This window comes from Ruegeria sp. CL7, assembly GCF_056536445.1.
This window is the reverse complement of sequence record NZ_JBQFPQ010000012.1, coordinates 46,077-59,581: the sequence shown is the minus strand read 5'-3', so window position 1 is coordinate 59,581 and position 13,505 is coordinate 46,077. Positions and strand designations below refer to the sequence as shown.

Below are 13,505 nucleotides of genomic sequence, written 5' to 3'. Positions count from 1 at the left end.
CTTTCGAGCCGCATCAAAAAACGATCCGGGTGCGCAGGCTGAACAACGTGATGCTATCCTGATTGGCATTCAGCAGCGGATTGGAGATGAACTGTAGTGACGGCGTGATTTGCAGACCGGGTGAGATTGAAAAGCGATAGAATGCTTCCAGCGTGAACTGATCGCCGTCGATGTTTCTTGCTTCGGCCCAGTTCAAACCCAAACCGGCCAGATCGGTGTTTCGACCGTAATAGCCCAGCCCGGCAGAAACCGAACGATCATACAGCGCTGCCGTGCCTTTCGACGCCCCTGCCCGAACGAACGGCATCCATTTGTTGTCGACAAACCAAGCCGCGGAAAACACGGCGCCATAATCTTCTGCACGGCTGCCATCGTCGGCCGCATCTGCATGCCAGAGGGTCAAATGGACATTGTCGAAATAGATGCGATCAAAGCCCGAAGTGTAGCCAATCTCAAACGATTTGAAGAGATTGCCGTCCCTGAACACGTCAAGACTTGGATCCGACGGATCGGCGTTTGCGTCTGCAACGCTGGCAACGGCGTAGAAGTTTTTGCTCAGCTTTATCCCACCGGCAATGCCAATTCCCTGGTTGGGTGTGTTGATTGTCGGGTTGGTGTTGAACGACAGGTTTTGGAACCCGCTGTAGGGGCTGACCAATCCATAGATATCCACAAAGTCCGTTACATCAATCTGGCCGACTTGCAGCGTCCACGCGCCGTTCTCGGCCCTTTGGGTCCAGAACAGGTTGGTCAGCAACAAACCATTGTCGTTGAAGGCTGTCCCGGTGATCGACAATGCACCTCCGTCCAGCCCAAGGAATTGCGGGGCAACATCGGTGTATCCGTGCCGATCTTCGATTTTGAATGTCAAAGAACCCCGCTCGGTTGCCTGCCAACTGCCGTAGACACGCGCGATTCCACTTGCGGCCTCACCAGTTCCCAAATCAGCGTTCGTGGATTGGCCCAACGCCAGGTAATCCACGTTGAACCGAAACCCGCCCTCGGCCAGCCGGTCTTTCCATTGAAACCAACCCGGCGCGATGTTGCGCGGAAATTCGGAACGGTATTGCGGATCGGTCAGGCCATCGCCAGGTTTCAGCTCGGCCTCGACCGAAGAAGGCCCGGACAACCCCTGCGCAGACGCCGTACCCGCGCAGGCAATGCTCAATGCGGCAACAAGGCGCCCTATCATTCCGACGCCTTTGCGCCGCCAGTTTTACGATTGCCAGCAGCTCGGAGGCGATCGGCTGCACGCTGTCTCCATTCCAGACCGTCGGCCTTTGTTTCCAGCGTTTCAACGCTGTCCGTCTCCAGTTTGAAGGTTGCATTCATCGGCACAAGCCCATCCACGACCATCATGTTCTGAACCGAGGGTTCAATCGTCAGCCTACCTTTGAGCCGAACGGGTTCATGGAAGTAACTGGGGGCCCAGTCGCCGTTCAACCGCACCCGGATCATCTGATTGGGCGGAGGCGGGGGCATGTGGCTGCACATCCCGCGTTCTGGCACCAAATACGCAACTGCTCGCCCGTCCGGATCGTTCGGCGCGGGAATGGCAAAGCCTGTCAGCGTAACACTCTGGCCATCGAAACGCGGATTTCCCCTTGTTCCTGCCTTTCTCCGCCGCTCTTTCACATCCTCTCGCTGATCGAGCAGCCAGTCGACATCAACGCCACCCTCGGCCAAGGCGTCTTCAGTCTCGGTCAGAAGCTCTTGCCATTTCTGTCTTTCCTCAACGCTGCCGACATCCTGCTGCAACCTGCCGCGCAAGCGCACGACGAACAGGACATCGTCAAACTGTTCAGGGCTGAGATCACGATAAGGGTCGTCGAACACCTGCACCGACGGGTCCGGAAGGTCAGACCAGTCAAGCGTCGCATGGGGCGTTGCCATTGCGGAATGACCGCTCAGGACAAAGCCAGCGAAAACTGCGGCGCGAAACCAAGGGAACATCAAATCTCTCCAACCGTTATTTGGGTCAGTCCAGTGTGTTCTTGTATATCACACCGTCCTTCATAATCAGTCGGATCGTTTCCGGGCTTTCCGGCCTCGGGTCGGCGCCAAACCATTGATCCCCGGTTCCAACGACGGAAAAGTCTTCAAGTGGGTTTCCGTCGATCAGCAGGATATCAGCATAGGCCCCTTCCTCGATAACGCCCAGATTGCCTTCGGGATAGGGGTTCATGAACGGTCCGGACAAAGCGGCGATTTCACCGCCAGTAGATGTCATTGCGACCAACGATGCGTGAGAGCCAAAGAACTCATTATTGAGATGTTTTTCATAGGCAATTTGAATATTGCAGGCAGCTACAGAACCTACGCAATCCGTGTGAAACCCTCTTTTAGCTGGGCACTCATTCATGTTTTTTATGTAGTCGCCGAAAGCCTGCGTGGCGGACTGTGCCTTTCGTAAGCTGGCTGGGACATCTCGAATGGCAGGAATATCGAAGAGATTTGGATCAAATGCCGTGAGATTGGTTGTGATGTAGGCTCCTTTCTCTTCCATCAGCGCTGATATTTCACAATCAAACATGAAACCGTGTTCAATTGATCGCACACCAGCATTCAGTGCCGCCATGATCGTTTCCTTGCGGTAGGAATGGGCCATGACGTAGCTTTCGTATTCGTTGGCAACCTGCACGGCCGCTTCTAACTCTGCCGTCGATCCAGCCAATAACTGCCACGGGTCAAACACTGAAACTACACCGCCTGATTGCATGTACTTCAGTTGTGTTGCTCCCATCCGAAAGTTGTTACGAGCAAACTTGTACATTTCGGAGACACTGTCGACTTCTTGGGCCATATTCAGACGGCTGAAATTTGAAGACTGGCCAACAGGTGCTGTAAAGTTGGCGAAATCAGCATGGCCACCACGCGTACTTAGAAAAGCAGCCGCAGGGTAGAAACGCGGCCCGACAATAGTCCCGGTGTCGATTGCGCGGCGAAGCCCTCCATTAGCGCCACCTGCATCTCTTACGGTGGTAAAGCCTTGCATTAAGTACATCTCAGCCATTTGAGTGCCGTGAATCGCGAGGTCTTCCCAAGTGCTGTTGGCTTCCATTGCGGGCAACGTGGGTCCTGGCAGCATCAGGTGTGCATGATTTTCGATGAAGCCGGGGGTCAGTGTTCGCCCTTCTCCGTCAATAACCGTAGCATTGGGGGCATCAATCACTTCAGTTGATACGGCCTTAATCAGGTTGCCCTCGACCAATACGCTGGCATTCTCGATACGTTGCTCATTCACGCCATCAAAGACGTGCACATTGGTGAACAGCGTTTGAGGATCTTCTTGATCCTGAGCCTGCGCAGCCACCGAAAAACCAAAAACTGCCGCGACCATTACCGCCGGGCAAAGGGATATTCGCATGTTGGTCATAGGTCTTCCCTTCACATTCACGTTTTACCGAACGTAGCCCGAAAACTCTTGGGCGGGTTGCCACTTTTGGATTAACATGTGCGAATGTGACCGCAAAAAAGGCCACTGAACGAAACCATTGGTTTAAAAAAGGGTGACGGACGTGCCACTCAGCTCCACTTCTGAAGCGCATAGCGAAGGCTTTATCCGCCTCGCGCTGGCCGCCCCGTTTCTGCAATATCTCACCGACCGCAGGATCAATCCGCAACCGGCCTTGGATCAGGTCGGCTTGAAGGCCGACCTGCTGTCCGACCCATCTGTCTATGTCCACTCGGAACTGGTCTATGGTCTGTTGAATGCCTTCTCAGAGTTGTCAGGGGATCGATACCTTGGCCTGAATGTAGGAGAGACATTTGACCTGCAAGGATGGCCGCCGTTCGCTCGGTCGTTGCAATCCTCGAACACTCTGTTCGAGTTTTTTGCCCGGTTCGTCAGGCTTGTGCCACAAGAGTCCAACTCCGTGCGGCACAGCCTTGTCGTGGAAGCAGACAAAGCGATCTATCGGATCGCGCGGCAACAGGAACCAACCGTTCCGCCCGTTCAGGTTACCGGGTTCGGGGCTGCCATCTATGTGCGCCTGTTGCAAAGCGTGGTCGGAAACGCGTGGGATCCGTCCCGGGTTCGATGGGAAAGCAGATACATCCTTGGCTTGCCACGCGGTTACAAAGGTATCGAAGTCGGTCTTGGACCCAACCCCGGAATGCAGATCAGTTTTCCCGTGGAATGGTTGTTTTTACACCATGCGGCAGAGGAGTCCGAAGCGCCGACAGCCACGATTCGACACAATGAAGACGTCACCGTAGTGGCCGCTTTGCGGTCTGTCCTGCGTGGAAAACTGGATGAGTCAGAGCTGGGGCCGGAGGTTGTGGCCGGATTGCTGGGTATCCAGCCCGAGCGGTTCCTGAAAGCACTTCAGAAACATCAGACAACACTTCCCCGAGAGGTAAGGCGTCTGCGGGTCGATGTCGCCAAGAAGCACCTCAGAGAAAGCAAAATGACAGTTGCCGAGATCGGCCTCATGCTTGGCTATTCCGACAAGTCCCACTTCACTCGGTTTTTTCGAAACCAGACCGGTGTGACGCCAACCAAATTCCGCCTTGGATAGCACCTGCGCTGCGAATGGGCGGGTTGGCGTTCCACTGCTTCTCTCATGTGTGTCCACCAAGGGATGGCAAGAGTTTTTGCCACGGTCATGGAGCCAATGCCAAGGGTTGAAAAAGCTGTTGCCCCACGGTCCTTTTGGCAACGCATGCGCCGTCACGCATGCCTGTTGCGGCTCGATCGGACGTGACTTTGAAGACGGCAGGAGAGGATATGCCCTTGAACCGTTCCGCAGTTTATGCAACTTCAAATCGCTGACAACGCCAAGCATTTCTAAGAAATCGTGCGCTTGGCGGTAATGCAAGACGGCGTCTTGGTGCATCTGCGGATTGGAAAATGCGCTTCGGTTATGCCGAAGATGTCAGGAGTTCGAGTGTCTCATCACCCACCTTTTTGCCTTCAAAATTTCGACGCTCAAACACGCTTGAATCGTCGCGGCAGAGTTGCAACCGGTTGCAAGTTCAGGTCGATGATGCATAATGCTCGGGCAATGCCAGACTTATCTGTTTTCCTGCCTCGCTGTAATCGGAGTCCCGCAGCGTGAGCGTGACCCTGAAAGACGTGGCCGCCTTGGCCGGTGTATCGCGATCTGCGGTGTCGCGCACCTTTACCGAAGGTGCCTCGGTTTCCGCAAAAACGCGCAGCAAGGTTGAAAAGGCCGCGCGAGAGCTGGGCTACAGCCCCAATGCTCTGGCTTCGTCGCTGACGACCGGGCGCACCAAACTGATCGGGTTGATTTCGAACAACTTTCACAACCCGATCTTTCTGGAAGTCTTCGACCAGTTTACACGCGCCTTACAGGAACGCGGCCTGCGCCCGCTGATCGTGAACCTGACGGACGAGACCGAGCCCGCCAATTCCGTACGCATGCTGCGGCAATATTCGGTGGATGCGGTGATCGTCGCCTCGTCGACCTTGCCGCCCAGCTTTGCCAAAGCGTTCCACGATGCGGGCGTGCCGGTGGTGCACACGTTCGGCCGGTCTGCCACCTCGCCTGAGGTGCATGTGGTCGGGATCGACAATGTGGAATGCGGCCGCATGGCCGCGCGCGAGCTGGTCGCGCGGGGTTATGCCAGCGTGGGCTATCTGGGCGGGCCGCAGGATGCGACCTCGTCCCTGGACCGGCAGCGGGGCTTTTTCGAGGAAATGGCCAACCATCCGCAGATTCCCGTCAACCACTCCTTCGCCGGAGCCTATTCCTTCGAGGCCGGCCGGGCCGAGATGCTGCGCCTGCTGGCGGGTGATCCGGCGCAGGCCTATTTCTGCGGCGACGACATCCTGTCGATCGGGGCGCTGTCGGCGCTGGCCGATCACGGGCTGAAACCGGGCACCGATATCGGGATCATCGGCCTGAACGACATGGAGATGTCGCGCTGGGAATATATCAACCTGACGACTATCCATCAGCCGATCAAGCAGATCATCACCTCGTCGGTCGATCTGGTGGAAGAGATGCTGAAGGCGCCCGATCGCTACCCCGAGGCACGGATTTTCCCCTGCCGGGTGGTCGAGCGGGGCACGTTGCGGCCCCGCCTCTGATCAGCGGAACATCGGCGGGCGGGCGTCCTGCCAGGCACCATCTGCTTTGCCCGACGCAACAGCCGCGTGCACCGCTGCGATCGATCGCACGCCATCCGCTGCGGTGGGCAGGCCATCCCGGCTTTCACCGCGGATCGCATCCGCCAGATCGCAATAGATATTGGCTACAGCCAGCGGGAAGCCTTCGGGGTGCGCGATGGCGACCCGAGACAGGCGCTGCACTTCATCATGAAGACCCCCCTCGCCCTTTTCGATGATCTGGGTGCGCCCTCCTACCGGGGTGTAGATCAACTGGTTGGGTTGCTCTGACGCCCAGCGCAACCCGCCGGTTTCGCCAAAGACCTGAATGTCAAAGCCATGCTGGCGCCCGATCGCCACAGAAGATGTCCAAAGACGCCCGACTGTGCCGCTTTCCATCCGGAAGTTGATCATTGCATCGTCTTCCAGTTCCCGGCTTGCGATCGTTGAGGCCATATCAGCCGAAAGCGTCTTCACCTCATCATCGCAGATAAAACTGACCATATGCAGGGCGTGGATACCGCAATCGGCGAACTGCCCGGAAACCCCTGCCATCGCAGGGTCATAGCGCCAGCGCACGCGCGGATTGTCCGCATCGGTGGCATCCCCATGATGGCCGTGGCTGAAATTGGTCACCACAAGACGCACCTGTCCGATTTCGCCTGAGCGCACCATAGCGCGGGCCTGCCGCACCATCGGATAGGCGGAATAGCAGTAGTTCACCGCGCAGATCTTTCCCGATGCTTCGGCGACGCGGACTATTTCCTCACCCTCTTCTACAGTCATGGTCATCGGTTTTTCACACAAGACATTGAAGCCCGCCTCAAGATAGGCCTTGGCGATCTCGAAATGCGTCGAATTCGGAGTGGCGATTGTCACCAGATCGATCCGGTCTTCACGGTCCTTCTCACCGGCCAGCATCTCTTGCCAGTCGCCATAGGCGCGATCAGCGGCAACACCCAATCGCTGCGCGTATTCCCGGCCCGCTTCGGGCCGGTGATCCAGCGCGCCTGCGGCAAATTCAAACAGCCCGTCAGCCTGTGCCCCCAAGCGGTGCGCGGGGCCAATCTGGCTGCCTTCACCACCACCGATCATGCCCCATCTCAACTTAGCCATGGTCATCGTCTCTCATTAGAACTTTTTTGTTTGAGCGATCAGAAATCGCGGATGTCTTTCCACTGCCGCTGCTCGGACGATGCCAAGGCGGCGGCAAGCACCCGGTTGACCTCATGCCCGTCGCGAAAGGTGGGCCAAGTGGCCGTTCCGGTGTGGACGGCCTGAAGAAAGTCTTTGGCCTCGATAATGATCTGGTCCTGATAGCCCGTTCCGTGGCCCGGACCCTGGCAGAAGGGCTCGTAATCCGGATGCGCCGGTCCGGTCAGGATTTTTGTGAACCCACGGGACGCTTCGGTTCCTTCCCGCTTGTAGAGCCACAGCGCGTTCTGGTCTTCCTGATCGAACCGGATGGCGCCCTTTGTTCCCGATATTTCATAAGCATAGCCCATTTTCCGCCCCGTCGCGACGCGGCTGAAATACAGGTTGCCCATAACCCCGTTTTCAAAACGGCACATCATCTGGGCATGATCATCATTTGTCACTTCACCACCCGGTCGGGTTTTGTGAACCGTTTCAACATCCGCCATCACACGCGCGATCGGTCCAACCAGCGCCAATGCACCGTTGACCATATGCGGTGCCAGATCTCCGATGGTGCCATTGGCCATGCCCGTCGTACGCCAGGAGGCAGAAGCGTGCGGGTCGGCATAGAAATCCTCGGTATGCTCGCCCCGGAACCAGGTGATATCCCCGATTTCACCATTTGCAATAAGCTGGCGTGCGTATTGCGTCGCAGGCGTACGAACATAGTTGAACCCCACCATGTTGACCGCGCCCGACGCTTCGGCAGCAGCAACCATGGCCAGACTGTCCTCAAGCGATGCGCCCAATGGTTTTTCACACAAGACCGGTTTACCCAGTGCAAAAGCTGCTTCGGCAATCTGACGATGTGTCGATTGAGGCGAGGCGATGACAATTGCCTGAACCCTGGGATCCTCAACCAATACCCGCCAATCATCGGTCGCTCGGTCAAAACCGTAGGCCGTCCTGTAACGTTGGGCGCTTTCGGGGCTGGAGGCACAGATGACCTCGAGCCGGGGTCTCAATGCCGTGTTGAACACCGCGCCGACCGCTGACATGGCCACGGAATGGGCCTTGCCCATATAGCCGCCGCCGACGATTCCAATTCCGATTTCAGGCATCTGCAACGGCTCCGAACATATCATTTGCAACCGGTTGCAAAATCAGTATCGTGTGAATCGATTCAACGCAAGGTCCAAACTTTGCCGACCCATTCTGCCGGAGGACAAAACTTGAGCGTTTTGATGGATGGTATCAAAGGAAACCGTTTCGCCGTTCTGGGGCGTGCGGGTATGGACCTTTACGCAGACCCAATTGGCGTCAAAAGCGAGGATGCCAGCACGTTTCATGCCGACCTTGGTGGTTCTTCTGCCAACATTTGTGCCGGGCTGGTCAAGTTGGGCAGCGAGGCGTCGCTGATCACGTCCGTCTCGAACGATGCGATTGGGCGGTTCTGCCTCAACCGGTTGCGGCATTACGGGGTGGACACATCCTATATCCGCATTCTGGGCGGCGAATACCGCATGTCTTTGGCCGTGTACGAAAGCCGGATCGAGGACTTTCAGAATGTGATCTATCGCAACGGGGCCGTTGATTTCCAAGTCACGAAAGAGGATATGGACAGGGTCGATTATTCATCTTTCTCGGCAATCATCTCGGCTGGAACGGTCTTTGCGTCCGAACCGTCGCGCAGCGCCACATTCCGGGCCTTCGAGAACGCCCGAAGCGCAGGCCTGCCGATCATCTTCGACATCGATTACCGCCCATACAGCTGGCCCTCGGCCGAGGTGGCTGCCGAAGTTCTGTCGCGGGCTGGCGAAGCCAGCAACCTGATCGTCGGCAATGACGAAGAGTTCGGATTCATGGCCGGCGGCATCGAAAAGGGTTTTGCCAAAGCGCAGGAACTTGCCCAAAAACCGGGTCGGATCGTCATCTACAAGATGGGCGAAAAAGGTGCTGTCACCTTCGTGGACGGGCAAGAGCTGCGAACCGGTATTTACCCGGTTACGGCTGTCAAACCCAACGGGGCTGGCGACAGTTTCATGGCCGGGCTTCTGGCCTCGATCGCGGCGGGGCACGATCTGAAAGACGCCGTCATGCGCGGTTCGGCCTGCGCGTCGATCGTGGTGTCGCATCCCGGTTGCGCACCCGCCATGCCAACGACACCAGAACTGGACGCGTTCCTCGCTTCGCATCCCGGCCCGACCACATAGGAGAGTACCATGCATATCGCGCCCTATGACAATCGGAACAAACCCATCGTAGACGCCGATGATCCGACCGTTCCGCTGAACTATTTCAACATCGTCAAACTGAACATAGGTGAAGCGTTCGAATACCAGGTGCCGGGCTACGAGACCTGCATCGTGCCCGCCACCGGCAGCGTCGACGTGGACGTCGAAGGCGTGCGCTTTGCCCATCTGGGTAATCGGGGCGAGGATGTCTGGGATGGCGAACCCGAGGGAGCCTATGTCCCGTCGGGAGCACGGGCGCAGATGGTCTGCGTGTCAGAGGCTGCCGAGGTGTTCGTGGCAGGCGCAAAGTATGACAAGGTGCTGGATCCGTTCGACGTGCGCGAGCACGACCTGGTGCAATACGGCAGCGACGACACCAAGACCCACCGCAAAATCAAGCACATCCTCGGCCAGAAACAGCATGACAAGGTCGGTCGCCTATTGGTGAGCGAGCTGTTCACCGTCGGTCAGGGCGGCTGGTCGGGCTTTCCCAGCCACAAGCACGACACCAACCGCCTGCCGGACGAGACCCGGCATGACGAAACCTACAATTTCCGCTTCAAACCCAACTGGGGCTCGGGCCTACAGATGCTGCAACGCGAGGACAACGAGCCGGGCGATGCCTATCACATCGTCGATGGCTCCACGATCTGCATCGACAAGGGCTATCACCCGTGCTGCGTGCTGCCGGGATACGAGATGTATTACTTCACCATCCTCGGCGGGCTGACCCAGCGGTCGCTGGTACAGTATTTCCAACCCACCCATGCCTATCAGATCGAAACGATCCCGGGCATCAAAGACATGATCGCCAAATTCAAATGACCCTCGCTACGCTCAAAGACGTCCTGCAACCCGCCTACGAACAGGGCTATGCCATCGGCGGCCTGGTGACGCTGGGCTGGGAGGACATGCGCGCCTATGTCGCCGCCGCCGAGGCCGAGAACGCCCCGGTGATCCTGCAAGCCGGACCCAGCTGCCGCGAGCACACCCCGCTGCCGATCCTGGGCAAGATGTTCCGGTATCTGGCCGAAAACGCCTCGGTGCCCGTGGTGGCGCATCTGGACCACGGCTATACCTTCGAGGACTGCAAGATCGCGCTGGACAGCGGGTTCACCTCGCTGATGTTCGACGGGTCGCGCAAGCCCTTGCAGCAGAACATCGATGAAACCGCCGCGATTGCCGAAATGGCCCATGCCGCCGGGATCTCGTGCGAGGGCGAGATCGGCTTCGTCGGCTATTCCGGCGGTGAAGGTTCCAACGGCACGGATCCCGAGGAAGCCGCGAAGTTTGCCCGCGACAGCGGCGTGGACGCGATGGCAATCTCGGTCGGAAACGTCCACCTTCAGCAAAAAAAGGAAGGTGGTCTGGACGAAAACCGCATACGCCAGATCGACTCCATGACCGACGTTCCACTGGTCATCCATGGCGGATCGGGTGTGCCGGTCGAACAGCGCGCGCGGCTGGCGCGTGAAACCGCGATCTGCAAATTCAACATCGGGACCGAGCTGCGCATGGCCTTCGGCACCGCCCTGCGCGAGGCCGTAAACCGCGACCCCGACCGGTTCGACCGGGTAACGATCCTGAAGGAAACGCACGACTCGGTTGAGGCTGCTGCCCGCACGGTGATCCGCGCCTTTGGTGCGCCACCGCAGCGGTAACGCTCAGAGCGTGAATGCCGACCGGAAGGCGTTTAGCGCGTCTTCCGGGTCGCCTGCGGCGAAGGCTTCCATCCCGACCGGGCCGCGATAGCCCAATTCGTTCAACGCACGCGCCACGGCGGCATAGTTGATCTCACCGGTTCCGGGCTCGCACAGACCGGGATTGTCGGCCACCTGCACCTCTCCGATCCAGGGCAGGCATTTTTCACACCAGCGGATCAGATCCCCCTCGCCGATCTGGGTATGGTAGAGGTCGAGATTGATCCGCAACTGCGGACGATCAACCGACGAAACCAAGGAAAGCACGTCCGCCGTTGACCCGAACGGACAGCCTGGATGGTCCAGCAGGTTCAGGTTTTCAAGCGTGAACACCACATCTTCGGCCTGGGCCAGATCACAGATCCGGTTCAGGGTGTCCCTGGCCTTGAGCCACATCGGCCCTGTGACCTCGTCATGTTGCCAAATCGGTATGCCACCGTCACCCAACCCGGTGCCGTGCAGATTCAGACGCGCAACGCCCAGGCGCTTGCCGACCTGAATTGTTTCGGCCGCCGAGGCCAGCAGCATCTCGGCCCCGTCATCGTCGGCCAGCCGCCCCTGAAGATAGCCGTTCATGATGGTGAAACTGGCGCCGGTTGCGACCAGTCTGGGAATATCGAGCTCCGGCCAGTTCCACATCCCGACACCGAACCCCATCTCGGCCAGCCGGGCGGCGCGCCAATCCATCGGCCTGTCCAGCCACAGCATCTCGGCACAGGCCGCAAGTTGAAACGGTTGAGGCATTGATTTCTCTTTCGGTATGGAAAGACTTAGATCGACCCGCCTTCGACCATGAAGTTCCCGGCACTGCACATGGCCGCGTCGTTCGAGGCCAGAAACAGCACCATCCGCGCCACATAGACCGGGTCGATCGGGTCGGGCAGGCACTGACGGTCGATCTGCTTGGCCAGAGCCTCGGGGGTGACCCACAGATCTTTCTGGCGCTGGGTCATGATCCAGCCGGGCACGACCGTGTTGACGCGGATACGGTGATCGCCCAGCTCGCGCGCCATGGTGCGGGTCAGTCCATGCACAGCGGATTTGGCGGTGGCATAGGCAGGGAAACCCGCCCCGGCCTCCCACCACGAATTCGAGCCGATATTGATGATCGAACCTGCACCCCTGGCGATCATTCCGGGTGCCACCGACTGAATGGCAAAGAACATGTGGCGGATATTTGTCGCCATGCGCTCATCCCAGTAGTCAGGCGTGACGTCGCGCCAGTCGTGCCGGTCATCCCGGGCCGCGTTGTTCACCAGAACACCCGCCTCGCCCAGCTCTTCAACCAATTGCCCTATTGCGGCGTTCATCTCGTCAATGTCGCGAAGATCGCATTGGGCGAATGCATGCTCTCCGTCCAGTTCGGAAAGCAAAGCAAGCCCGGCATCGGCGTTGAGGTCCAAAAACCCAACCTTTGCCCCCTGTTCGGCAAAGGCCCGAACGGTTTCCGCGCCAATTCCGCCGGCGCCGCCGGTGATGAAAACAGTCTTCCCTGCGAGGCTTGGGTAATTGGCAAAAGTTTGGCTCATCCGTCACGCTCCATGATCCATTCGACCTCGGGGGCCGGCACGAACCGCCATTTCCGCAGCGGTCCGGCCATGACGTTCAGATAATACATCTCGAACCCATAGGGCGCACCGCAAGGGTGATGGCCACGCGGGACAGTCACAACGTCGCCATCGGATACCGCCATCGTCTCATCCAACTGGCCGTCATCGGTGTAAACCCGCTGGATCCCAAATCCGTTCGACGGGTTCAGGCGGTGGTAGTAGGTCTCTTCCAGATAGGTGATGTGGGGATAGTCATCTTCGTCGTGGCGGTGGCTGGGATAGGACGACCAGTGGCCGTTCGGCGTGAACACCTCGGTCACCAGCAGGCTGTCGGCGTAATCCTCGGCCTCCATCGCGATGTTGTTGATATAGCGTGTGTTTGCGCCCTTTCCACGTTCAGTCAGGGTTATCCCGTCCGGACCGATCCGCCGGGCCTCGTGGCCGCCCTTGCCGGGGGCTGAACACACGGCGATCACACAATCGGTTTCGGCCACGGCCTCCCATTCGGTTCCGTTCGGCAGATAAAGGCAATGCGGCGGGGTCTTTTCAAAGACGTTCATCCGCTCGCCCAACACGCCCCAGTCCTGCCCGGCCCCGGTGATCTTTGCCTTGCCTTCGACCATCACCAGAATGACCTCACGATCCGCAGTCACTTCGTTTGCGCGATCCCCGGCCTTCAGATGAAAAAGCCCAAAGCCCACGTATTTCCATCCAGCGCTTGACGGAGTGATGTCATGTACCTTGCCGCGGGTTCCGATCGGTTTCTTCAGCAGGTCTGCCATTCTTGATCTCCTTCTTGGGCGGGCCCCGA

Annotated in this window: 13 protein-coding genes; 5 read left to right on the top strand and 8 right to left on the bottom strand. The window is 58.3% G+C overall.

Features of this window, described 5'->3' with window-relative positions; translation table 11 throughout:
• Window positions 1–13: 13 nt before the first annotated feature.
• The 3 genes from ACR0LI_RS19580 to ACR0LI_RS19570 are packed head-to-tail and all read right to left on the bottom strand — an operon-like array spanning window position 14 to window position 3,376.
• The gene (locus ACR0LI_RS19580) at window positions 14–1,192 is read right to left on the bottom strand and encodes a carbohydrate porin (protein ID WP_480719085.1); all 1,179 of its coding nucleotides are present in this window, start codon (window positions 1,190–1,192) and stop codon (window positions 14–16) included.
• On the bottom strand, window positions 1,189–1,953 hold the full coding sequence (locus ACR0LI_RS19575) for a DUF3299 domain-containing protein (protein ID WP_480719084.1): 765 nt from the start codon (window positions 1,951–1,953) through the stop codon (window positions 1,189–1,191). Before ACR0LI_RS19575 ends, ACR0LI_RS19580 begins: the two co-directional genes overlap by 4 nt.
• Before the next feature lie 25 nt (window positions 1,954–1,978).
• A complete protein-coding gene (locus ACR0LI_RS19570; protein ID WP_171118964.1) occupies window positions 1,979–3,376 on the bottom strand; it encodes a metal-dependent hydrolase family protein in 1,398 nt (465 codons plus the stop codon).
• Window positions 3,377–3,518: 142 nt separating this feature from the next.
• On the opposite strand from ACR0LI_RS19570, the gene ACR0LI_RS19565 reads away from it, so the two are divergent.
• Together ACR0LI_RS19565 and ACR0LI_RS19560 are read left to right on the top strand one after the other, a co-directional pair.
• Window positions 3,519–4,520, top strand: coding sequence for an AraC family transcriptional regulator (locus ACR0LI_RS19565; protein WP_171725064.1), 1,002 nt, complete (start codon window positions 3,519–3,521; stop codon window positions 4,518–4,520).
• Between the two features lie 536 nt (window positions 4,521–5,056).
• Window positions 5,057–6,055 carry a LacI family DNA-binding transcriptional regulator gene (locus tag ACR0LI_RS19560; RefSeq protein ID WP_480492503.1) on the top strand — a complete coding sequence of 333 codons (999 nt, stop codon included), beginning with the start codon at window positions 5,057–5,059 and terminating at the stop codon, window positions 6,053–6,055.
• On the opposite strand, the gene ACR0LI_RS19555 is transcribed toward ACR0LI_RS19560, so the two are convergent.
• A complete protein-coding gene (locus ACR0LI_RS19555) occupies window positions 6,056–7,189 on the bottom strand; it encodes a Gfo/Idh/MocA family protein (RefSeq protein WP_480719083.1) in 1,134 nt (377 codons plus the stop codon).
• 38 nt (window positions 7,190–7,227) lie between these two features.
• On the bottom strand, window positions 7,228–8,331 hold the full coding sequence (locus tag ACR0LI_RS19550) for a Gfo/Idh/MocA family protein (protein WP_480719082.1): 1,104 nt from the start codon (window positions 8,329–8,331) through the stop codon (window positions 7,228–7,230).
• A 123-nt stretch (window positions 8,332–8,454) separates the two neighbouring features.
• Here ACR0LI_RS19550 and iolC point away from each other — a divergent pair, with 123 nt between their 5' ends.
• From iolC to ACR0LI_RS19535, 3 genes are read left to right on the top strand one after another with little or no spacing between them, the layout of a single operon-like run.
• Window positions 8,455–9,423: a 5-dehydro-2-deoxygluconokinase gene (gene iolC / locus ACR0LI_RS19545; RefSeq protein ID WP_480492505.1), complete on the top strand. Its 969-nt coding sequence runs from the start codon at window positions 8,455–8,457 to the stop codon at window positions 9,421–9,423.
• A 9-nt stretch (window positions 9,424–9,432) separates the two neighbouring features.
• Window positions 9,433–10,269, top strand: coding sequence for a 5-deoxy-glucuronate isomerase (locus tag ACR0LI_RS19540; RefSeq protein WP_171638014.1), 837 nt, complete (start codon window positions 9,433–9,435; stop codon window positions 10,267–10,269).
• On the top strand, window positions 10,266–11,105 hold the full coding sequence (locus ACR0LI_RS19535) for a class II fructose-bisphosphate aldolase (protein ID WP_171638016.1): 840 nt from the start codon (window positions 10,266–10,268) through the stop codon (window positions 11,103–11,105). Before ACR0LI_RS19540 ends, ACR0LI_RS19535 begins: the two co-directional genes overlap by 4 nt.
• A gap of 3 nt (window positions 11,106–11,108) precedes the next feature.
• Here ACR0LI_RS19535 and ACR0LI_RS19530 read toward each other — a convergent pair whose 3' ends face one another.
• The 3 genes from ACR0LI_RS19530 to iolB are packed head-to-tail and all read right to left on the bottom strand — an operon-like array spanning window position 11,109 to window position 13,476.
• Complete coding sequence (locus ACR0LI_RS19530; protein ID WP_480719081.1) at window positions 11,109–11,888, bottom strand: TIM barrel protein; 780 nt, start codon at window positions 11,886–11,888, stop codon at window positions 11,109–11,111.
• A 26-nt stretch (window positions 11,889–11,914) separates the two neighbouring features.
• Entirely contained in the window at window positions 11,915–12,673 is a 759-nt protein-coding gene (locus ACR0LI_RS19525) for an SDR family NAD(P)-dependent oxidoreductase (protein WP_171638020.1), read from the bottom strand.
• Window positions 12,670–13,476, bottom strand: a complete 807-nt coding sequence (gene iolB / locus ACR0LI_RS19520; RefSeq protein WP_480719080.1) for a 5-deoxy-glucuronate isomerase — start codon at window positions 13,474–13,476, stop codon at window positions 12,670–12,672. The genes ACR0LI_RS19525 and iolB overlap by 4 nt, the downstream gene beginning before the upstream one ends.
• Between the last annotated feature and the right edge of the window lie 29 nt (window positions 13,477–13,505).

Bases quoted from the DNA above. Each gene is read 5' to 3' on its own strand.
- ACR0LI_RS19530 (WP_480719081.1), bottom strand. From the start codon at position 11,888: ATGCCTCAACCGTTTCAACTTGCGGCCTGTGCCGAGATGCTGTGGCTG.
- ACR0LI_RS19575 (WP_480719084.1), bottom strand. From the start codon at position 1,953: ATGTTCCCTTGGTTTCGCGCCGCAGTTTTCGCTGGCTTTGTCCTGAGC.
- ACR0LI_RS19570 (WP_171118964.1), bottom strand. From the start codon at position 3,376: ATGACCAACATGCGAATATCCCTTTGCCCGGCGGTAATGGTCGCGGCA.
- iolC (WP_480492505.1), top strand. From the start codon at position 8,455: ATGGATGGTATCAAAGGAAACCGTTTCGCCGTTCTGGGGCGTGCGGGT.
- ACR0LI_RS19555 (WP_480719083.1), bottom strand. From the start codon at position 7,189: ATGGCTAAGTTGAGATGGGGCATGATCGGTGGTGGTGAAGGCAGCCAG.
- ACR0LI_RS19550 (WP_480719082.1), bottom strand. From the start codon at position 8,331: ATGCCTGAAATCGGAATTGGAATCGTCGGCGGCGGCTATATGGGCAAG.
- ACR0LI_RS19540 (WP_171638014.1), top strand. From the start codon at position 9,433: ATGCATATCGCGCCCTATGACAATCGGAACAAACCCATCGTAGACGCC.
- iolB (WP_480719080.1), bottom strand. From the start codon at position 13,476: ATGGCAGACCTGCTGAAGAAACCGATCGGAACCCGCGGCAAGGTACAT.
- ACR0LI_RS19535 (WP_171638016.1), top strand. From the start codon at position 10,266: ATGACCCTCGCTACGCTCAAAGACGTCCTGCAACCCGCCTACGAACAG.
- ACR0LI_RS19580 (WP_480719085.1), bottom strand. From the start codon at position 1,192: ATGATAGGGCGCCTTGTTGCCGCATTGAGCATTGCCTGCGCGGGTACG.
- ACR0LI_RS19525 (WP_171638020.1), bottom strand. From the start codon at position 12,673: ATGAGCCAAACTTTTGCCAATTACCCAAGCCTCGCAGGGAAGACTGTT.